Raw genomic sequence first — 20,951 nt, 5'->3', positions numbered from 1 at the left:
GGTTATGGACGCTCCTGGAGCGGCACGAACTTGACGTCTTCCGGGCCAACGTAATTAGCGCTTGGGCGAATGATCTTGCCGTCGATACGTTGCTCGATCACGTGGCTGGACCAACCCGAGGTACGCGCCATCACGAACAACGGGGTAAACATGGCCGTCGGTATGCCCATCATGTGGTAGCTGACGGCGCTGAACCAATCGAGGTTGGGGAACATCTTCTTGATCTCCCACATGGTCGACTCCAGGCGCTCGGCAATGTCGTACATCTTCATATTGCCCTGCTCGGCAGAGAGCTCGCGCGCAACGTCCTTGATCACCTTGTTGCGCGGATCGCTGACGGTATAGACCGGGTGGCCGAAACCAATCACCACTTCTTTGCGCTCAACGCGGGCGCGGATATCAGCCTCGGCTTCGTCCGGATTGTCGTAGCGCTTCTGAATCTCGAAGGCCACTTCGTTGGCGCCGCCGTGCTTTGGCCCGCGCAACGCACCAATACCGCCGGCGATGCAGGAGTACATGTCCGAACCGGTGCCGGCGATGACCCGCGAGGTGAAGGTGGAGGCGTTGAATTCGTGCTCGGCGTACAGGTTGAGCGAGGTGTGCATGGCACGTACCCACGACTCGCGTGGCTTTTCGCCGTGCAGCAGATGGAGAAAGTGACCGCCAATGGAATCATCGTCGGTTTGCACCTCAATGCGCTTGCCGTTGTGGCTGAAGTGGTACCAGTACAGCAGTGCGCCGCCCAGGGACGCCATCAGCTTGTCGGCGATATCACGGGCGCCCGGATGGTTGTGATCGCCCTTCTCCGGCGACACACAACCCAATACGGACACGGCAGTACGCATCACGTCCATCGGATGCGCCGACGGCGGCAGCTGCTCAAGGCTGACCTTGAGACTCGCCGGCAGGCCACGCAGAGCCTTGAGCTTGGCTTTATAACCCGCCAACTCGGCAACATTCGGCAGCTTACCGTGGACCAGCAGGTGAGCAATTTCCTCGAACTCGCAGCGATTGGCGAAATCGAGCACGTCATAGCCACGGTAGTGCAGGTCGTTACCGGTTCGGCCGACGGTGCACAGGGCGGTGTTGCCGGCGGCGGTGCCGCTCAGGGCCACGGATTTTTTTGGCTTAAAGCCTGGGGTGGTGGTTTCTGGGGTCGCACTCATGACTCAACTCTCCTGATCCGATCCGGTCGGGCTGTTCTTGTTATGCGCAGGCGGCTAAGACCCGCGCTCCGGTTATTTTTTGGCGGCAAACAGCGCGTCGAGGCTCTGCTCAAAGGCGTGATAATTGATGCGCTCATACAACTCCATACGGGTTTGCATGGTGTCGATGACATTCTTCTGCGTACCGTCGCGGCGCACGGCCATGTAGACGTTTTCAGCGGCCTTGTTCATGGCGCGGAAGGCCGACAGCGGGTACAGCACAAGGCCGACATCCACCGAGGCCAGCTCTTCAGTGGTGTACAGCGGCGTCGCACCGAATTCGGTGATATTGGCCAGAATCGGCGCTTTGACGCGATCGGCGAAGGTTTTGTACATCGCCAGTTCGGTGATCGCCTCGGGGAAGATCATGTCAGCACCCGCCTCGACACAAGCTGCGGCGCGATCCAAGGCTGAATTCAAACCTTCAACCGCCAAGGCATCGGTGCGCGCCATGATCACGAAGCTGTCATCGGTTCGGGCGTCAACGGCGGCCTTGATGCGGTCAACCATCTCCTGCTGGGAAACGATCTCTTTGTTCGGGCGATGGCCGCAGCGCTTGGCCCCCACCTGATCTTCAATATGAATCGCCGCCGCACCGAACTTGATCATCGACTTGACCGTGCGCGCAACGTTAAAGGCCGAGCTGCCAAACCCGGTGTCGACATCCACCAGCAGCGGCAAGTCGCAGACATCGGTGATGCGGCGCACATCGGTGAGTACGTCATCCAGGCCGGTAATACCCAAATCTGGCAAGCCGAGCGAACCCGCCGCCACACCGCCACCGGACAGATAAATAGCCTTGAAACCGGCGCGCTTGGCCAGCAGCGCATGGTTGGCGTTAATCGCGCCGATAACTTGCAACGGGTGCTCTTCGGCAACCGCATCACGGAAACGCTGGCCAGGACTTTTCACGCTCATGACTCACCTCGGGTTTTGGCTGTTTTGCTGGATGCGCCCTGCCCCATACTGATGGCGAAGTGACGCTCAATATTGCGTTTGGAGGCGCCGATATGCCGGCGCATCAATAATTCGGCCAGCTCGCCGTCACGCTCGGCGATGGCATCAAGAATGCGGTGATGCTCAGCGAATGCTTGGCGCGGCCGGTTTGGCGTGGCAGAAAACTGCAGGCGATACATGCGCACTAGCTGATACAGCTCGCCGCAGAGCATCTGGGTCAGGGTTTTATTGCCACTGCCCTGAATAATTCGGTAATGAAAATCAAAGTCGCCTTCCTGTTGGTAGTAACCAACGCCAGCCTTGAACGCCGCATCCTGCTCATGCAGATCAAGCACCGCACGCAGCTCGTCGATTTCTGCGGCAGTCATGCGCTCCGCCGCCAGGCGACAGGCCATGCCTTCCAACGACTCACGAATCTCATAGAGTTCAATCAGCTCGGCGTGACTGAGCGAGACGACCCGCGCCCCGATGTGCGGTATGCGCACCAGCAAACGCTGGCCTTCCAGGCGGTGAATGGCCTCACGCAGCGGACCACGGCTAATACCATAGGTGCGCGCCAGCTCCGGCTCGGAAATCTTGCTACCGGGAGCAATATCGCCCTTGACGATGGCGGCCTGTATACGCCTAAAAACCTGCTCAGAAAGGGTTTCAGGGTCTTCTTGACCGGGTTCAGGCAGCTCAATCGCATCAAGCATATTGTCGACACTAGTTAAAATATGTGACTGAAAAACTACGCTTAGAGGCTATAAATGTCAAACACGCAGACCATATTGTTGACAGTATGCAAGCCGCACTACCCAGCTCCAACCGCGACCTTACTTGCATAAACGCGCATAAGCGCCTGTCCTGACTGAAAAAGCCCATGGTAGAATGCCGCCTGCTTATCGTTTGCAAAGGATTTCCAGGCTGCCTGCTAGACTCCAACCCCGGGTACGCCAACTGCAACACGCGCTATCCGTCATGTGCTCGGCTCACCCTTAACACCATGCCCCAGGACTTATGACACTAAAGCCCTTCCTCTTGCTGCTATGCCTGCTACTTACTCCCGGCCTGAGTCTCGCCGCGGAGAAGACAGTCTATGGGCTTAATGAATACGTCCGCTTATTCGACCTCGACCTGAAATTAGCCGCCAAACTCGACACCGGGGCTAAAACTGCATCACTCAGTGCGCGCGACATCAAACGCTTCAAGCGCGATGGCGAAACCTGGGTACGCTTCTACTTGGCAATCGACGAGGCGCACAGCAGCCCGATCGAACGACCTTTAGCGCGTATCAGCAAGATCAAACGCCGCGCAGGCGACTATGATCCAGAGGAAGAAAAAACCTACACAGCACGCCCAGTGATTGAAATGGATATTTGTATGGGCCAAGCCCTGCGCACAATTGAAGTGAACTTGACTGACCGTAGTGCTTTCCAATACCCGTTGTTGATAGGCTCCGAGGCGCTCAAGCGTTTTTCGGCCCTGGTCGACCCAAGTCTTAAATACGCCGCAGGCAAACCTGCCTGCACCCCTGACGCAAACCCTGGCGAGTAATTCCCATGCGCTCTCTTACCCTCCATCTGAAAGTCCTGGTCATACTCCTTGTGAGCCTGGGCATTCTGATTACGGCTTATCAGATCTTTATTCTCGGCATCCCTATGACCGAAGACGAGACTGATGACCTGTGGAATATCGACGCCAAAGTCGAGTTCCTGGCCAGCCCACGCGAGCCGGTCAAGCTGCAAATGTTTGTGCCCCCGCTGGCACAAGATTTTGTCAGCCTTAATGAGAGTTTTATCTCCAACAATTACGGTGTGAGCATCAACCGCGCCGACGGCAACCGCAAAGTGACCTGGTCTGCGCGGCGCGCCAATGGCAAGCAAACACTGTATTACCGCCTGGTGTTGACCAAGCGCTACAGCGGCGAGCAAGCCAAGGCCAAGGGCCCTATCTTCCGCGACAGCATCCCGGTTGAAGGGGCTGAGAAGATTGCCGCAGAAGCGCTATTGGCGCCGATTCGTCAGCACTCGGCGGATGTTGAGACGTTTATCAGCGAGACCATTAAGCGGGTTAATAACCGCAATGACGACAACGTCAAATTACTGCTCGGCGGCGATGCATCAACGTCGAAAAAAGCCAAGGTCATCGAGCTGCTCTTGTCGATTGCCCACGTCCCTATGCAGCGCGTGCACACCATCCGCCTGGCCGCCGACATCCAGCAAAGCCCGGAACTCTGGCTGCGCAGTTTCAACGGTGAAAACTGGCTGTACTTCAGCCCGGAAACCGGCGAGCAAGGCCTGCCGGCTGATCGCTTAGTGTGGTGGACTGGTGATGACGAGCTGGTCAGCCTTGAAGGCGGTAAACAGGCGCAAGTTAGCTTCAGCCTGGACAACAGCGAAATGAACGCCATTCGTTTGGCCAAATTGACCGACGAAAACACCGACGCCGACTTCCTCGAATACACCCTGTATGGCCTGCCGCTGCAGACCCAGCAAACCTTCATGATCATGGTGATGATCCCGATCGGCGTGCTGGTCATCCTGATTCTGCGTAACCTCGGCGGCCTGCAAACACTGGGGACCTTTACCCCAGTTCTGATTGCCCTCGCCTTCCGCGAGATGCAGCTGGGCTACGGGATTGTGTTCTTCACCATCATCACAGCACTAGGTTTATCGCTGCGCTCCTACCTTGAGCACTTGAAACTGCAGATGCTACCGCGCCTGTCCGTGGTACTGACCTTCGTTGTGGTGCTGATCGCGGCCATCAGCCTGTTCAGCCACAAACTCGGACTTGAGCGCGGTCTATCGGTAGCGCTGTTCCCAATGGTGATTCTGACCATGACCATCGAACGTCTGTCCATCACCTGGGAAGAACGTGGTGGTGGCCATGCCTTTAAAGTAGCCATCGGCACGCTGTTCGCCGCCACCCTGGCGCACTTGCTGATGAGCGTGCAGGAACTCAACTACTTCATCTTCACCTTCCCTGCGGTGCTGATGATCATGGTCGGCTTTATGTTGGCGATGGGTCGCTACCGCGGTTACCGCCTGACCGAGTTGTTCCGCTTTAAAGCCTTCCTCAAGGACTAATGCCATGTTCGGTCTGATCAAGACGTGGAAAGCCCTTGAAGCCAAAGGCATCATGGGCATCAACCGACGCAACGCGGACTACGTGCTGAAGTACAACAAACGGCACCTGTACCCGATCGTCGATGACAAGATCATCACCAAGCTGCGCGCGATCGAAGCGGGCATCGATGTGCCAGAAATGTATGGCGTAATCGATACTGAAAAAGGCATCGATAAACTGCGCGAAATCATCGGCGACCGCCCAGACTTCGTGGTCAAGCCGGCGCAAGGTGCCGGCGGTGACGGCATTCTGGTAATCGCTGATCGCTTCGAGGACAAATATCGAACGGTCTCGGGCAAGATCATCAGTCATGAAGAAATCGAGCATCAGATTTCCAGCATTCTGACTGGTCTCTACTCCCTCGGCGGCCACCGAGATCGCGCACTGATCGAATACCGTGTGACCCCGGATCAGATCTTCAAAAGCATCAGCTACGAAGGCGTGCCAGACATCCGCATCATTGTGCTGATGGGCTACCCAGTGATGGCCATGCTGCGCCTGCCTACCCGCCAATCCGGTGGTAAGGCAAACCTGCACCAGGGCGCTATCGGTGTGGGTGTGGATTTGGCGACCGGGGTAACCCTGCGCGGTACCTGGCTGAACAACAAGATCAGCAAACACCCGGACACCACCAACGCGGTAGACGGCGTACAACTGCCGAACTGGGATGGCTTTATGAAGCTCGCCGCCGGCTGTTATGAGCTGTGCGGCTTGGGCTATATCGGCGTGGACATGGTGCTAGATCAGGAAAAAGGCCCGCTGATTCTCGAACTCAACGCGCGCCCTGGCCTGAATATTCAGATCGCCAATGACTGCGGCCTTACCCACCGTGCTCATGCTGTTGAGGCGCGCATCGCCGAGCTGACCAAGCAAGGCATTGTCGAAACCGCCGAAGAGCGTATGCGCTTCTCACAGGGCTTGTTCGGTCATGTGCCCAGCGCTCAGGACTAACTGAGCGCACAGAAGAAGCCCGGGGTTACCCGGGCTTTTTTATGCCTGCACAACCGTCAATCAGCGCACGATTGCCAACTCGAAAGCGCCCTCATCACTGTGAGCATGCGCTTGCATACCCGCCTCATCCAACGCCAATGCCTGCAATGGGCGCTTGTATGGTTTGTTGTCCAGGGTTTGTAGGCTACGGTCTTCATCGGTTGTCAGCAGCAACACATAGTGCTCGCCCGCTGCCGCTCTTACCGGCACGGTACCTTCGATAAAGGCATAGCGGTACCAGGTTTCCGCATGCAGCTGATAGACCGCATCACTGACCAAACGAGTCGGCTGCTTAAGCCTATCCAGAAAAAGCAGCGAAGGATAAGCCACCTGCTTGTTGGCAAAACTGCGAATACGCAAACCGAAGTCATGCTGCGAGCGAGGTAACTTCAGGGCGGCGTAATAGCTTTTGCCCATGGGGAAATCCAGGCTGGGAGAAAACCGATTGAGCTCTTCATAGCGCGGCTCATCGGCACTGAGCGAGGTGAAATCATCTTCGCTCAATTGCCCACAACAACGCTCAAGCAATTCCTGATAACGCCCACCAGTCTTCGCTTCTGTACCGGCCAATAACGCTTGCATGGCTGCAGTGGGCTGTCCGTTCAGACCGGGCAATGCCTGAGGCTTTGCCTCAAAAGTAATTTCCCGCCCCTGGGTCAGCGCAGCGCTCTGCAACGGCGCGACTGGGGGTTTGGCTCCTTTGGCTGGCACGTTGGAGTTACGCATGCGGCCTTGCTCATCGACCCAGGTGAAATAACGCCCATCCTGCTCATCCTGGGCAAAATCACGCCCTTCGAGTACATCCGAGTTGATATAGACGCTGGAACGCTCCCCAGTACCCAATAGCGTTTCATGGCCACCGGCCTGCACCTGCTGGCCGGCATAAAAGCTGTTCTGCAGATTGCCGCGGGCATCTACCCAGGTGAAATAGCGCCGCTTGCTTTCGCCACTGTTCTTGCTGCCCGGCCAGTTCGCCGACTCACCCTCATGCATACGCGCTTGATCGCTGCGCTGGATCGTATTCGCTGCTGCCCGCTGGTGGGCGTTATAACGATCATCGACAAAGGTGTTATGCACCCGACCCTGATCATCAACCCAGGTCAGGTAGCGACCATTCGCGCCTGCATGCAGGCTTAGCAACAGTCCAAACAGTATCCACAAAGCAGGCATGTCAAAAACCTAGAAAGCGGTGCGATACGTCAGGGCCAGGACATAGGCCTTAACACTGGTTTTCACATCAAGGTCGGCATAGGGGTTGTACACCATGCTGTCGATTGATGAGCAATTGAGGTTGCAACTAGAACGCGCAGGGATGTCTTGCTTACTCACCAGGTAGTTGAAGCCAAGGTCGATCACTGTGTCTTTATCCCACTGATAGCCCAGGCCCAGACCATACAACTTGGCATCACCCAACGGCGCCAGTACGTCAGCTTTATTACCGGGAATCGCCGATGGCCGTGGTTCATAGCCCATGCGCAAACTCAGCCGATCGTTGACCTGATACTCGACACCGATGGCCCAACTCCAGACCGACTCATAGCCACGATCCAGAATGATACTGGTCGAGGTGGCGTTCTCCGGTGAGAACAGGCTGGCAATGGTCAGAATATCCAGCTGCCGGTCGAACTCCAGCTCGAACTTGTCCCAGGCGGCGTAATCGGTCCACTTCACATCCAGGTTGATCTGCCAGCGGTCATGGGGCTTTAACTTGATACCCGTGGCGAAGTGCGCAGGGTAGGTCATATTCATTGACACGTTGCCACGCTCTTCACTGAACGCCCCATCGGGTGTCAGCGTATTGAACACCGCGCCAATAAACGAGCTGTCCAGTCCCTGCCAAAAGCCTTGCCAGTTTTCCGAGTAATCGACCACGTACTGCCCTTTTAGGCGCATCTTGGCTTCGCTCTGATAAACCGCACCCAGCGCAAACCAGTCATTGGGCTCCCAAAGAAAACCCACGTTCCAGGTAGGTGAAAGGGTCTGCTGCATATCAATATCGATATTGGCGATATCGGTAAACGGCCCCAGCTCGCCGCCGCAGATGTTGAGGAAAACCTCAAACGGATTGTTGTCGACCAGGCATAACGCATCCTGAGCCACGCCAACAAAACCGGTAAGAATGCCGGGCGCGCGGAAGTCCTGGTTAAGCGCCATGGCCTGGTGCGAAAAACCAATCGACAGGCCGACGGAGAACTCATCATTGACCTGATAAGCCAATGAGGGCGAAAAATACGTCAACCGCTGAATCACCAACTCTTTGCCTTGATAGCGCCCTGGATCGTCATCGTCACGGGCAAAGCCAAGCGCCTGGGGCGTGTACATATTGGTGGCAAAGGTAAATTTTGAGCCCGGCGGAGTGATCGACAACCCAGCCAGAGGCGCAAACAGCATCGGTAACTCAGTTGCGCCCCCCACCCCAGGCAAGTACATCATCGCGGCGCTTGAGCGGCTGGATGAATTGGCCACGGAGTCAGTGTCCAGCCCCATAAAGTTGTTGCCGTAGTCTTGCGGGGCATCAAAGTCGGCACGAATGTCCATCATCCCGGTGATGAACTTGACCGTCGTCTGCCGGCCTTTGAGCTTACTCAAGGTGGCTGGGTTGTAATGCACCCCATCAATGCCGGTGGAGTCAGCGGTGACCGCATTGCCAAGGGCCATGGCTTTTGGGCTGCCGATGGTCAGGTTTTGCGCCAGTTGTGCTTGGACAACCCCAGAGCAGAGCGAGAGCGTCCAAAAAATCGTCTGCGTCAGCAGCGAAATTCGCGTGTTCATAGGAAGGATCGCTCGCGTCTATTGGGCCTTCAGGCCTTTGATATCCAAAGGCATGGAGATGCCTAACAGCACATCTGGCGAGTCCTCGGTCATGCCGAAACCGGCGTTAACGTTGACGATGCGGTCCGGTGAGGTACGCAGGCCCAGCGAGAAGTTCATCACCGCGCTAGTCTGCCCACGGCCCTCAACCTCGCCATCGGCGAAGGTGAAGGTCGGTTTCAATGAGTGCGACATCTGATAGGAGGTCGCCAGCGATACGTCATAAGACAACGCGTAGGCAAAGCCCATGCTCAGGGAGAAGGACGAGCCTGGATCGACTTCTTCGAGCAATCGGCCGCCGCGTACCTGGCTAATGTTGGTGATGGGCATGTTGTAGGTGTAACCAACAGAGCCAAACAGCACCACAGGGTCAATGACATACGACAGATTAGCGCCAACACCCAGGCTATAAGCGCCGCTACCCGTGGACAGGTCACTCTGGGCATTGATGTCATAAGGGCTGTTGCCTGTTGGCAAACCCAGGGTGGCATAGAGGGTGGTGACCGGCTTACCGCGCAAGGAGGTCCACGGCTGCCAACGCAAACTGGCGGAGATATCGCCCAGACTGTAGGCATCCAGGTCGCGCTCGGTGTCGTATTTGGCAACCAACGGCAGGCGCATGCTGAACGTCAGGTTGTCCCACACACCATAATCAAAGGTGAACGAGTTGGTGAAGGTATGCTGCGCCTCGCCCTGAGCGATCACGCTGAACACGTTGTTGCCCGTGCGCACCGTTTCAACCACCGTATCGCGCAGCAAGGCGTAATCGAAACCGTAGGTCAGGGTTCGCTCGCCTTTTTTCAGCAGGGTGTAGCTTTTCTCTGCCGCCTGAAACACTTCCTCCAGCGCCTTGGCGCTGTCGGCATCGTCGTCCTGCTTACTCAGTGCGTCACGTGCCTGATCGACGGATGTCGGATCGGCATAAACCGCTGAACTGGCAGCACCTGCCAGTATGGCCAGCCATACATAATGCAAAACTCTCATGGCGCAGCCCCCAAATATTTATTGTTATGCCGGGCGTTTTATTTGCGGCGGATATAGCGAATATCGCCCCCGGACCCAAGCTCTGTGGCTTGCTTCTCGGTGAACGGAGTCATTTGTGGAAACTCACGAAATGCCAGCAGGCTGATGGTGCGGTCATCAATGATGCGCAAGTCTTGCTCACTCAACGCCAAGGCATTAGGAGGCTCATTACCGCTGGGGAAAATCACGAACAGCACGTTCTGATCCCAGATTTCCTCAAAGCGTGTGCGGGTAAAACTGATATTGCCTAAGGCTGGATCAGCCACAAACACATGGTCGTTGTAGACATCACGAACCACCACGAAGTGTTTGAAGCCCGCATATTCAATGGGCACGATGGCCGGGTGCTCCAGCGCGTCGAGGTCCGCAAAACCGGCCCGAAAACCGCCGCTTTTGTAACCCAGCGCCGTGACAAAGCGCTTCATATCAAGCAAGGAAAAACCGCGGCGTTCAACGATCTTGTCGGCCTCACCAAACTGCAGCAAACCCTCCATTACTTGGCGTTCCTGCAGGTTGCGTCCCAGGAAATAATCCAATAACGAGGTCAATGCCGCCGAGCCGCAGCTGTAGTCATACGCTTGGCGAATCACATTGCGAAACTGCAATTGACTCATCGGTTCAAGCGTCACCGTCTCGCGCAGAGGACCGTTGGGTAATAGATGTTGATTGATATACACGGTACCCGGTGCTGGCGGCTTGGTATCCACCGCTTCGGTAAAGCCCCACACCCCGATAAGGCTGCCTAACAAAATCTCGATCATCGGCCAACTGCACCCCTGCCCATCAAGAGAAAAGTCTTACCGGTTAAACCGGTAAGACTTTTCAGCACATGCAATGACTAAGCGAACTTAGTGGCCCCAGATTTTTACCGTGGTGCCGGCCATGTTCATGTCGTTGATGGCCAACGAGCCAATGCTGGCAGCGCTGGTGTCGCCCACTTTGATGGCACCTACGCTCAGCTGACCGGTGATGGTCGGCAGGCTGATTTGCAGTTGCTGAGTGCCGCTGCCATTGGTGACCACGTCAACCATGACCGGGGCGTTGTCATCGATGTTAAAACCGGTGAAAGCAACAGTTTCCATGCGCAGCGAACCACCGTTGCTGTCGTTGTCGGTGTAAACCAAGCTGCCGATGGTGCCGTTGAAGCTACCGGAGATGCTGATGCCGTCCTGACCGGTTACGGTGGCCAGAGCGGTGTCGTCCATGGCCTTGAGTTCAGCCTGGGCCATGAAAGGAACAGCCAGAACAGCGGTGGCCAGAGCCAGTTGCTTGAACATTTTCATTGTTATTGTCTCCACAGTTCACGTATGGGTTGTCCCGGTAGGCTGCTCTGGACTCCTGTCCGTCTCAGCTACAGCGGCTCTCGCCGCTTACCAGGTCTGACGCTGCTTTCCTAATCGCGCCAGGCTTGGAATCGTGAAGCAACATGCTTCTCGTCCTGACGCTAAAACTACTGGCGCATGCCCTGCCTGCCAGCCCATCCAAGGGATGGAGCATCAATAAACAACCCTCAACGTATTAGGCCTCACTTAGCAAACCCAGGCTCTTGCCCTTGAGCACAGCCTGGGTACGGCTGCGCACCCCCAACTTGGCGAACAGGTTATGCAGGTGCCACTTAATGGTGGCCTCCGACAGATGCACGGCCTGGGCGATATCGCGATTCGACAACCCCGCCGCTACAAACCGTAAAATCTCTCGCTCTCTATGGCTAACATCTTGATTTTCATCAAAATTATCAATATCTACGGACAGCCGCCGGCATTGCTCGCGCAGCTGTTCAGCCAGACCCTGCCAGGCGCCAGCACGCTTGGCTTCAGCGGCGTACCAGGCATCCCAGAGCGGTAGCAGCCAAAGCGCATCGTCCAGAAAAATACGCCGGTAGCCGCTGCCCCAAGCGTCTTCCAGGGTTTCCTTGAACAATGTGAAGGCTTTGTCGCTGTTACCTTTGCGCCAATACGCCACAGAAAGTAACAAGGCCAGGCGCAAGCGCCGGTCACGTTGGTGCTGCGCCGTTTGTTTGGCCAGGCTGGCCTCAAGCACCGCCTGCGCCTTATCCGCGCGCCGCTCGGTCAAGGCTAATCGCGCCTCGCAGAGCGCCTGGGCAGTTTCCGCATCGGCATAGCGCCCTGGTGGTAGCACCGCCAGGTGGCGCTGCAACTGCAGGCACGTACGTTCAGCCTCATTGGGTTTACGCAGCCACAGAAGAAACTGCACCTTGCAACTCATACCCAAGGCGTAAACCCGTTCATAGCCGGGCCCATGCAGACCAGCCAGCCACTCATCCAGCTCCGCCAGGGCAGATTCGCCCTCCCCGGCAAAAAAACGCGCCTTGGCCATCACCAGCTTGCCGCGGCTAATCAGCTCAATCGGCGTCGCCACATCACGCCACGTGGTGGCCAGTGGTAATTCTGTAAGAATGGCCGCATGCCGATCCTGCTCATACAGCAGGTCCGCATACGCCAGCGCCAGCGGCCCACCGACCCGGCTACGCCGGCCGAATACCTGCTCGACCCGCGCCCGTGCGCTTTCCGCCAGTACGCGACCGCGCTCGGGCTGGCCTATTTCTTTGCAGATCAAGGCTTCAATCAGGCTGACCACTGCATGCAGGTATTCACTATCGGCCTGTTGCAGGTTGTCGCGCGCCACGGCAATGGCTTTTCCCGCATCACCAAACTCACCCAATAGCGAATAAGCCGCCGCTTGAATGCAGGACATGCTCGCGCGGAAAATCGGCTGGTTATCAGGCACTAAGGCCAGCCAATGACGCGCCACTTTCAGGGCCGCTTCGAGCTTGTCCTGATACAGCAACACCAGCGCCTTGAGGACCTGGGCAACGGCCAACAACATCGCCAGGGCAAAATGCAGCGGCTTGCCACGCCCTTGCATCAACCGCGTGCTGACTTCCTCAATGAGTGCTTCGGCTTCGGCGTATTTCTGCTCAAACGCCAACTGCCAGGCATAGAAAATCTGGAACACCGGGTGTTCGCAAATCACCTCGGCCGGCACATCCTTGAGCACCGCGAGAATGCCGTACACCTGGTTGCTGGCAATCAAACTGGCGCCCTGACGCTCCAGGAGTTCGGCGGCGAATGCGTAATCACGCGCACGCAACGCATATTTCACCGATTTATCCGCCATATCATGGCTTTCACACCAGCGTGCAGCGGCATGCAGCAGGTGGGTCGGATCACCGCTACGGCTCAAACGTCCCTGTAAAAACTCGGCGAACAAATGATGGTAGCGAAACCATTCGCCCTGCTCATCCAGCGCGATGATGAACAGCTGTGAAGCCTGCAACCGCTGCAGCATCTGCGCGCCATCGCTGCGACCCGTCAGGGCATTGCACAGCTCGGCGTTGAACTCATCAAGTACCGAGGTCTGATCCAGAAACAGCTGCTGCTCCTGTGGTAAATGATCCAGCACATCCTCGGCCAGGTAATCGGCAATATTGCGCTCCGTTCCGGACAGCTTGCTCAGGAAGGTACTGCGCTCGGGGTGCCGGGCAAGCGCCAGGGCTACCAGGTGCAATGCCGTCACCCAGCCCTCGGTGCGCCGATGCAGTAAATCCAACTCAGCGGTGCCCAGCTGCAGCTGCTTGAGTTCGCGAAAATAGAGTTCGGTTTCGGCACGGGTCAAGCGCAGCTCATCCGCCTTAACCCAGAGCGCCCATGGCGAACTGCCGAGTGCATCATCCAAAAAGCGTGGCTGGTGCCGCGTGCTGCCAATCATCCGCACATTGGCGGGCACCTGTTTGACAAAATAATTTACCAGTGGCCCCAGATCGGCATGCCGCACGCGGTGAAAGTCATCGAAAATCAGGAAAAGGTCGCCCTGAACCTTCTTCAGATCAGCAATAAACGAGTCCAGCAACACTTCATTGGGTACGCTCAAGTCATCGCGCAGCAGGCGCGCGGTGCTGGCACCAAAGCCCGGCAGCTGCGCCTCTATTGCCGCGATTAAGTAGTGCAGCAAACGCTGTGGTTCGCTGTCGGCTTCATCGCAAGACAGCCAGGCCACCTGCGCTCCGGTGTCCAGTAAGCGTAAGCGAAACTGGCTAAGCACCGTGCTTTTGCCAAAGCCGGCCGGCGCACTGAGCAGTATCAGGCGCTGTTGACGAGCATTGAACAAGCGATCAAGCAGGGCTGAGCGCGCCAGCAAAGGTCGACCTGCCGATTCGGCGGGAAACAGCTTGGTACGCAATAACGGCAACTTGCCCAAGCGGGGTAATGATTGGTTATTCATAGGTCTAGAAGACTCAGTTCGCGGGCGCGCCGTATGGCTTGCGTGCGGTTACGCACCTTGAGTTTTTCGTAAATGTTGTGCAGGTGCCATTTGACGGTACCCAGCGCCAGTGACAGTTGTTGGCCGATATCCGCATTCGACATGCCCTGCGCTGCTAGGCAGACCACTTCGCGCTCGCGTTCGGTCAACCCCTCTTCAAGCACCTCAAGCGATTGCCGCGCACTGTTGCCGGGCCAAATCGCCAGCAAGCTGCGGATAAACCCTTGCAAGGCCGGCTGGCGTTCGGCGGCCTCAAGCTGTTGCAGCAGCAGGCGAACGGCCTCGCCTTCTTCAACAAACAGGCTGCGCACGCCTTCGCGCTCAGCACCGATCAAGCACTGCACTAAAAGGCTTTGTGCACGCTCCTGATAACCCAGGCGCTGATAACTGAGGGCGGCCAGCAGGTCCAGGCGCAAACGCTGCAAGCCATGCCAGTTGTCCAATAACAGGCCGCGCAGCTGGGTAATTTCATGCAGCGCTTCACTGTAATGACCCCGCGCCTGCTGCAAGCGAATACGCGTCAGGCCGCGCACCCACAGCACCGGGTTGAAGCGCATGTGCTGGTAATGCTCCGCCAGCTTGTTCCAGTCAACGGTCTTAAGACGCTGCTCAGCTCGCTTCAGTCGGTCCGCTGCCGGGTCTTGAAGAATCTGCGCCACCTCATCGGCCACCGCCTGGGCATAAAACCGCCAGGACTGGTTGCGGGCCGCCAGGTTCTGCATCAGCACCAAACTGGCATAGGCATCTTTGCCGTTGTCCTGCATACGCTGCACATGCGCCATGCACAGCATGCCTTGGGCATATAGATCGATCGGGTTGATCACATCGACAGTCGCCAGGGCCCAGCGCAACCGCTCCTCGATACCCTCCAGCCGCCCTTGGTTATAGGCGATCAATGCCTCGGTGATGGTCGGCAATGCCAGCGCGCGCGACCTGTCGGAAAACCAGGGGATCACTCGCGCACGCAGTTGCGCGAATAACAACTCGGCTTGGCGAATCTGCCCTTGCTCCAAGCTCAGCAGTACTTCGACGTTGGACAACTGCATATCCAGGTAACGCCCTTCGAGGAAGTGATTACGTTGCTGCGCCAACGCCAATAACCGTTTGGCTTGGTCTGGTTGGCCGATCATCACATTGGCCAGTGCCCCAATGATCAGCATCGCCACCTCAAGAAAGGCGGTGTGCTGGCCCAACTGCACCTCGACCCGCCGCGCCAGGGCGATGCAGGTCTGTAAATCGTCCTTCTGCAAGGCGATAACCGATTTGATCGCCAAGGTCGCCAGCAGCTTGTCACTCAGCGCCCCGCTAACCTTAGTTTCACCCCAGCGTTCGAGCTGCTCATCGAGCATGCGGTTGGCTTCCACCAGGCCCAGCTCGGCAGCACGGGTCCACACATCGGCCAGCACCAGCATGGGAAAGCGCTCAGCAATCTCGTCTGGCACATGCTGGCGCCATTTGTAGATCAGGTTGAGCTGACCCCGGTTGATCAACATCAGGCCGCAGCCATCAACCAAGGCGGCGAGCATTTCCGGGTCCTCAGCCAAACAGGCATGCTCAATGGCCAGGTTTTGCATGTGATGGTTGGTGAACCACAGGCTGGCATTGAAATGCAGCTGTTTGAAACGCTCCGGGTCCCGCTCTTTCAGCCGGCAGCGCAGGAATTCGGCAAACAGGTTATGAAAGCGATACCACTGACGCTCACTATCCAATGGCAGAAGGAACAGCTGCATGGCTTCAAGCTCTTCGAGCAGCAACTGGCCGTCTTGCCGTCCAGTCAGGGCACTGGCCAAGTCACCACTTAACTGCTGAGCCACAGCCAGTGCCAGCAGTAACTCCTGCTTGTCGGCCGGTAACTGTTCGAACACGCTACGCAGCAAGTAGGCCCCTACGGCCGCCTGATCGGTGCCCATGTCGGCAATTTGCGCTGCCGCCTGGGGTTGATGGCGTAACCACAAACTGGCCAAGTGCACGCCGACCATCCAGCCTTCTGTCTGGCTGTACAGCGCGGAAAACGCCACGGCATCCAGTTGCAAACCATAGCGCTGCAGATAATCGCGGGTTTCGGCTTTGCTCAAGCGCAACTCCTGCTCACCGATCTCAACCAGCAGGTCTTTGGCGCGCAAGGTGGCGAGGTTCAGCGCCGGTTGCGAACGACTGCCAATCGCCAAGGTGAAGGCTTCAGGGGCGAATTTGATTAGGCGGTTCAGCGCGCTAATCAACTCGGCGTCCTGAATCAGGTGCACGTCATCAAGCACCAACAATAAAGGGCTATCCAGCTGCGCCAGGTCCACCAGTAGGCTTTCCATCACGGCGGAAACCGGCACCCGCATGGTGTTCTGCAAATAGGCCAGGGCTTCCGTACCAAACCCCGGCAACACGTTAGAAAGGGCGTCGACCAGCTGCAACAGAAAGCGCGAAGGCTCGTCATCACCCAGCCCCAGCGATAGCCAGGCCACAGCCTGACCACCCTGCTCGCGCGCCTGGGCCAGGGCGACCAGCGCACTGGTTTTGCCAAAGCCTGCAGGCGCGGCCAACAGCAGCACCCGTGCATGGGGATTGGCGCACAGGGCCGCTTCAAGCTGCGGCCTGACCAGGTAATCCATAGAGGCCTGGGGTGGCATTCGCTTGGCACGCAAAAGGCTTCCTGCGGCAGGATTCATTACTTCATCCATGGCCTTGATCCCGTAATAATTATTGTTTTATGAGTCAAATCGAACATCCGGGTAGCGGCTCATACTAATGAGCCCACGCATCCCGAGTAAACCCGTGCGCAAGCTCTAGGATGAATGTTGGCGACGTTCTACAATCGGCATCCGCGCACCTTGAACCGGTCATATGTCTACTTGCCTTGTACTGGCCCTGCCCTACCATGCAGACCCTTCACGTTATTTCAGCCGTGTGGTGCATGCACCTGGCGCAGTCCTGCTGGATGCAGGGCGACCGACCGCACAGCGTGGACGCTATGACCTTCTGAGCGCGTGGCCATTGGCAGAGCTGTCACCGACGCCTGACGAAACGGCCAACGCTTTCCTGCAACGCCTGCGCCAGAGCCTCAGCGCCCTGGGTGAAGCTGAAGCACCCGGCGAAAATCCGCTTCCGTTCGTCGGTGGGCTGATTGGCTACCTGGGTTACGACTTTGGCCGCAGGCTAGAAAAGCTTCCAGCTCAAGCCATTGATGACCTTAATCTGGCCGACGCTCACTTTGGCCTATACGCCTGGGCGCTGATCACCGATCACCAGCAACAATGCAGCCAGCTGATATTTCACCCCAGCCTGGCCCTTGCCGAACGCCAACGTTTGGCCGCGCTGTTCACCGCGGCAGAGGTGCCTGTAACGCAACCGTTCAAACTACTGGGGCGATTTCACGCTGATATTACGCAAGCCGACTACCAACGCGGTTTTGCACGTATTCAGGCCTACATCCAGGCAGGCGACTGCTACCAGGTGAACTTTGCCCAGCGCTTTCGCGCGCGCTATCAGGGCTCACCCTGGACCGCTTACCAGGCGTTGCGCGCCGCCTGCCCAACGCCGTTCTCGGGTTATCAAACATTGCCAGGTGGCGGTGCGATCATCAGCCTGTCACCCGAGCGCTTCTTGCGCATCAGCAAAGGCCAAGTGGAGACCCGCCCGATCAAGGGCACCCGCCCGCGCCATGCCGATCCCGAACAAGATCAAGCCCAGGCCAACGCCCTGCTTGAGAGCAACAAGGACCGCGCAGAAAACCTGATGATTGTTGATCTGCTGCGCAATGACCTCGGCCGCAGCTGCCGCGTGGGCTCGGTTAAGGTCCCTGAGCTGTTTGCCCTGGAGAGCTACCCCAACGTGCATCACTTGGTCAGTGCAGTAACCGGCGAACTTTCTGCTGATAAAGATGCGCTGGATTTGCTTGCCGGCAGCTTCCCCGGTGGCTCAATTACCGGCGCCCCGAAAATTCGCGCCATGCAGATCATCGACGAACTGGAACCGACTCGCCGGGCGCTGTATTGCGGCTCGCTGTTGTATTTGGATGTACGCGGAGAAATGGACAGTTCGATCGCCATTCGCAGTTTACTGGCCAAAGAGGGGCAAATCAGCTGCTGGGGCGGCGGCGGCATCGTGGCCGACTCAAACGCAGAGGCCGAGTATCAAGAGTCAATCACCAAGGTCAAAGTCCTGCTCGACACCTTGGAGCAATTCTGCGACTGACAAAAAAGCCCGCAAATGCGGGCTTTTTCACTGCGAGCTGATTACAGACTCAGCTCACGGTTAGACGCCTTGATGAATTCGCGCTTGAGCGCATCAAAGGTGTGTACCGCCGGAAACTGCGGAAACTCACGGATCACATTATCCGGCGCATGGAACAGGATGCCCGCATGGGCTTCGCTGAGCATGGTCGTATCGTTATAAGAGTCGCCCGCCGCAATAACCCGGTAGTACAGACTCTTGAAGGCGAGAACCGACTGACGCTTAGGGTCTTTCTGGCGCAACTGGTAGTCCACAACGCGATCATTCTCATCGGTGATGAGTTTGTGGCACAACAGCGTGGGGAAACCCAGCTGACGCATCAGCGGCTGAGAGAACTCATAGAAAGTGTCGGACAAAATGACAACCTGAAAGCGCTCGCGCAACCAGTTCACAAACTCCACCGCCCCCTCCAGCGGCTTGAGGGTAGCAATCACTTCTTGGATGTCGGCCAGTTTCAGGCCGTGCTCATCGAGAATACGCAGGCGCTGTTTCATCAGCACGTCATAGTCCGGAATATCCCGGGTGGTCGCTTTCAGCGATTCGATGCCAGTTTTTTCCGCGAAGGCGATCCAGATTTCCGGGACCAACACGCCTTCCAGGTCGAGACACGCGATTTCCACAGGACACTCCTAGCTTGGATTTATGTGAGAAGGCGGCACTCTAGCGACTCGTCCCAGGCTGCGCAACGCAAGACTTATACCCAAAACAAAGGCCAACTGCGGTACTTCGTTATTTAGCCGCATAAGCTGCTTTTGCTACCATCGCTGCACAAGGCGCACGACGTCACCATAACTAGGAATTCAGCCCGATGAGCCACCCCTTCGACGCAGCCGAACTGGCGGCGAGCTATGCCAACAAGTCGCCACAAGACATCCTCAAACTCGCCTTCGAACACTTTGGCGATGAATTGTGGCTGTCCTTCAGCGGCGCGGAAGATGTTGTGCTGGTCGACATGGCATGGAAGCTCAACAAAAACGTCAAGGTGTTCAGCCTCGACACTGGCCGCTTGCACCCAGAAACCTATCGATTTATCGATCAAGTGCGCGAGCACTACGGCATCAGCATCGACCTACTCTCCCCTGATGCAGCCGCACTGGAACCCTTCGTCAAAGCAAAGGGCCTGTACAGCTTCTACAAAGATGGTCACGGCGAATGCTGCGGCATCCGCAAAACCGCTCCGCTGCGTCGTAAGCTCGCCACCGTCAAGGCCTGGGCCACCGGCCAGCGCCGCGACCAGAGCCCCGGCACACGCAGCCAGGTTGCGGTCGTTGAACTCGACACGGCCTTCTCCACCGCAGATAACGCCCTGTACAAATTTAATCCGCTGGCACAAATGAGCAGCGAAGACATCTGGGCCTATATCCGCATGCTGGAGCTGCCCTACAACAGCCTGCATGAACGCGGCTTTATCAGCATCGGCTGTGAGCCCTGCACGCGACCGGTACTGCCTAACCAGCACGAGCGTGAGGGCCGCTGGTGGTGGGAAGAGGCCACGCAAAAAGAATGCGGGCTACACGCCGGCAATTTGATTACCAAGGCCTGATCGCAAAAACGTAAAGACAGCTATAAAAAAGGCCAGTCGTCGACTGGCCTTTTTTATTACCCACATCACTCAGCTTTTATCTGGCTGCCGCTGACGCCGGACCATATAGCGCTCTACATAGGAGCACGATGGGATCACCGTATAGCCCAGGCTCTCGGCATACTGCAGCGCATGCTCAGTCAGAGCGGCGGCAATGCCGCGACCGCGCAACGAGTTGGGCACAAAGGTACGGTAGATATCCAAGGTTTGCTTGCCAAGATCCATATAAGCCAAGTAGGCCCGATCACCATCCACTGTGGTCTCGAATTGATGGCCTACCAGGTCATGGTGAATGGACAACGCCTCGCTCATTACAATTCCTCTGTTAACGCGTGCAACCCGCTTTAGCTTCTGCGCAAGTCGGATTGCAGCTGCTCGTACCTATTAAGTTGTAGGCAATAATCGCGAGCTTATCAGGCCAAAACCTACGAGGTCACGTGAATCAATGACTTAGATCACACACAGGAGCATTTCAACACCGCCACATCCTCACCACGGTATCTACCGGTTGCACGATTAGAACCCGATCACGTAAACGGCACAAACACATAAGAAGGCCGAGCGAAGGGGCACCACTTGCAACAATCACGGTAACGTTCGCACCGGCATAAGAGCTGCGCAAAGAACGGCCCACCTATCTCGAACTGATTGTTTTTTAACCAAAAACTGACCAATAGATGGTCAACAACACAATAAACAGAAAAAAACCTGTGCGCCTTGCCTTGCCTGCGTTTACTTACTACAAGTTACAGGTAGTATGTACGCCGGCT

17 protein-coding genes are annotated in these 20,951 nt (G+C 56.9%); 5 read left to right on the top strand and 12 right to left on the bottom strand.

What is annotated here, in order from left to right; translation table 11 throughout:
* Nucleotides 1–2: 2 nt before the first annotated feature.
* The 3 genes from prpC to D8779_RS10860 all read right to left on the bottom strand — a co-directional run bounded on the left by prpC (nucleotide 3) and on the right by D8779_RS10860 (nucleotide 2,857).
* Complete coding sequence (gene prpC, locus D8779_RS10870; protein ID WP_136664509.1) at nucleotides 3–1,166, bottom strand: bifunctional 2-methylcitrate synthase/citrate synthase; 1,164 nt, start codon at nucleotides 1,164–1,166, stop codon at nucleotides 3–5.
* A gap of 72 nt (nucleotides 1,167–1,238) precedes the next feature.
* Entirely contained in the window at nucleotides 1,239–2,123 is an 885-nt protein-coding gene (prpB, locus tag D8779_RS10865; RefSeq protein WP_136664508.1) for a methylisocitrate lyase, read from the bottom strand.
* Nucleotides 2,120–2,857 (bottom strand): GntR family transcriptional regulator, encoded by a 738-nt coding sequence (locus D8779_RS10860; RefSeq protein ID WP_136664507.1) that lies wholly within the window; start codon nucleotides 2,855–2,857, stop codon nucleotides 2,120–2,122. The genes prpB and D8779_RS10860 overlap by 4 nt, the downstream gene beginning before the upstream one ends.
* 304 nt (nucleotides 2,858–3,161) lie before the next feature.
* Here D8779_RS10860 and rloA point away from each other — a divergent pair, with 304 nt between their 5' ends.
* Genes rloA through D8779_RS10845 form a run of 3 tightly spaced genes read left to right on the top strand, consistent with a single transcriptional unit; the run spans nucleotide 3,162 to nucleotide 6,221 of the window.
* The gene (gene rloA, locus D8779_RS10855; protein WP_136664506.1) at nucleotides 3,162–3,698 is read left to right on the top strand and encodes a retropepsin-like aspartic peptidase RloA; all 537 of its coding nucleotides are present in this window, start codon (nucleotides 3,162–3,164) and stop codon (nucleotides 3,696–3,698) included.
* A gap of 5 nt (nucleotides 3,699–3,703) precedes the next feature.
* Nucleotides 3,704–5,230 (top strand): osmotic stress tolerance membrane protein RloB, encoded by a 1,527-nt coding sequence (gene rloB, locus D8779_RS10850; RefSeq protein WP_136664505.1) that lies wholly within the window; start codon nucleotides 3,704–3,706, stop codon nucleotides 5,228–5,230.
* A gap of 4 nt (nucleotides 5,231–5,234) precedes the next feature.
* On the top strand, nucleotides 5,235–6,221 hold the full coding sequence (locus D8779_RS10845; protein WP_136664504.1) for an alpha-L-glutamate ligase-like protein: 987 nt from the start codon (nucleotides 5,235–5,237) through the stop codon (nucleotides 6,219–6,221).
* 60 nt (nucleotides 6,222–6,281) lie between these two features.
* Here the strand turns inward: D8779_RS10845 and D8779_RS10840 are convergent, their stop codons facing one another.
* The 7 genes from D8779_RS10840 to D8779_RS10810 form a co-directional block, all read right to left on the bottom strand.
* Nucleotides 6,282–7,430, bottom strand: a complete 1,149-nt coding sequence (locus D8779_RS10840; protein WP_136664503.1) for a MalM family protein — start codon at nucleotides 7,428–7,430, stop codon at nucleotides 6,282–6,284.
* A 9-nt stretch (nucleotides 7,431–7,439) separates the two neighbouring features.
* Nucleotides 7,440–9,032 carry an outer membrane protein transport protein gene (locus D8779_RS10835; protein ID WP_136664502.1) on the bottom strand — a complete coding sequence of 531 codons (1,593 nt, stop codon included), beginning with the start codon at nucleotides 9,030–9,032 and terminating at the stop codon, nucleotides 7,440–7,442.
* 18 nt (nucleotides 9,033–9,050) lie between these two features.
* Nucleotides 9,051–10,055 (bottom strand): transporter, encoded by a 1,005-nt coding sequence (locus tag D8779_RS10830; protein ID WP_136664501.1) that lies wholly within the window; start codon nucleotides 10,053–10,055, stop codon nucleotides 9,051–9,053.
* 38 nt (nucleotides 10,056–10,093) lie between these two features.
* Nucleotides 10,094–10,855, bottom strand: a complete 762-nt coding sequence (locus tag D8779_RS10825) for a C39 family peptidase (protein WP_136664500.1) — start codon at nucleotides 10,853–10,855, stop codon at nucleotides 10,094–10,096.
* Between the two features lie 87 nt (nucleotides 10,856–10,942).
* The gene (locus D8779_RS10820; protein ID WP_240789737.1) at nucleotides 10,943–11,371 is read right to left on the bottom strand and encodes a DUF6160 family protein; all 429 of its coding nucleotides are present in this window, start codon (nucleotides 11,369–11,371) and stop codon (nucleotides 10,943–10,945) included.
* A 241-nt stretch (nucleotides 11,372–11,612) separates the two neighbouring features.
* A complete protein-coding gene (locus D8779_RS10815; RefSeq protein WP_136664498.1) occupies nucleotides 11,613–14,336 on the bottom strand; it encodes a winged helix-turn-helix domain-containing protein in 2,724 nt (907 codons plus the stop codon).
* Nucleotides 14,333–17,047, bottom strand: a complete 2,715-nt coding sequence (locus D8779_RS10810; RefSeq protein ID WP_205895815.1) for a winged helix-turn-helix domain-containing protein — start codon at nucleotides 17,045–17,047, stop codon at nucleotides 14,333–14,335. Before D8779_RS10810 ends, D8779_RS10815 begins: the two co-directional genes overlap by 4 nt.
* A 163-nt stretch (nucleotides 17,048–17,210) precedes the next feature.
* Between D8779_RS10810 and pabB the strand changes: the two genes are divergently transcribed.
* Nucleotides 17,211–18,560, top strand: a complete 1,350-nt coding sequence (gene pabB / locus D8779_RS10805; RefSeq protein WP_136664497.1) for an aminodeoxychorismate synthase component I — start codon at nucleotides 17,211–17,213, stop codon at nucleotides 18,558–18,560.
* Nucleotides 18,561–18,601: 41 nt separating this feature from the next.
* Here the strand turns inward: pabB and thrH are convergent, their stop codons facing one another.
* A complete protein-coding gene (gene thrH, locus D8779_RS10800; protein WP_136664496.1) occupies nucleotides 18,602–19,219 on the bottom strand; it encodes a bifunctional phosphoserine phosphatase/homoserine phosphotransferase ThrH in 618 nt (205 codons plus the stop codon).
* A 188-nt stretch (nucleotides 19,220–19,407) separates the two neighbouring features.
* On the opposite strand from thrH, the gene D8779_RS10795 reads away from it, so the two are divergent.
* Nucleotides 19,408–20,142, top strand: coding sequence for a phosphoadenylyl-sulfate reductase (locus D8779_RS10795; RefSeq protein WP_136664495.1), 735 nt, complete (start codon nucleotides 19,408–19,410; stop codon nucleotides 20,140–20,142).
* Between the two features lie 69 nt (nucleotides 20,143–20,211).
* Here D8779_RS10795 and D8779_RS10790 read toward each other — a convergent pair whose 3' ends face one another.
* Nucleotides 20,212–20,493, bottom strand: a complete 282-nt coding sequence (locus D8779_RS10790) for a GNAT family N-acetyltransferase (protein WP_136664494.1) — start codon at nucleotides 20,491–20,493, stop codon at nucleotides 20,212–20,214.
* Nucleotides 20,494–20,951 lie beyond the last annotated feature (458 nt).

It is taken from the genome of Pseudomonas leptonychotis (assembly GCF_004920405.1).
GTDB classification, from domain to species: Bacteria; Pseudomonadota; Gammaproteobacteria; order Pseudomonadales; family Pseudomonadaceae; genus Aquipseudomonas; species Aquipseudomonas leptonychotis.
Note: the sequence above shows the minus strand (reverse complement) of the source record. Positions and strands in the feature narration are given on the sequence as shown.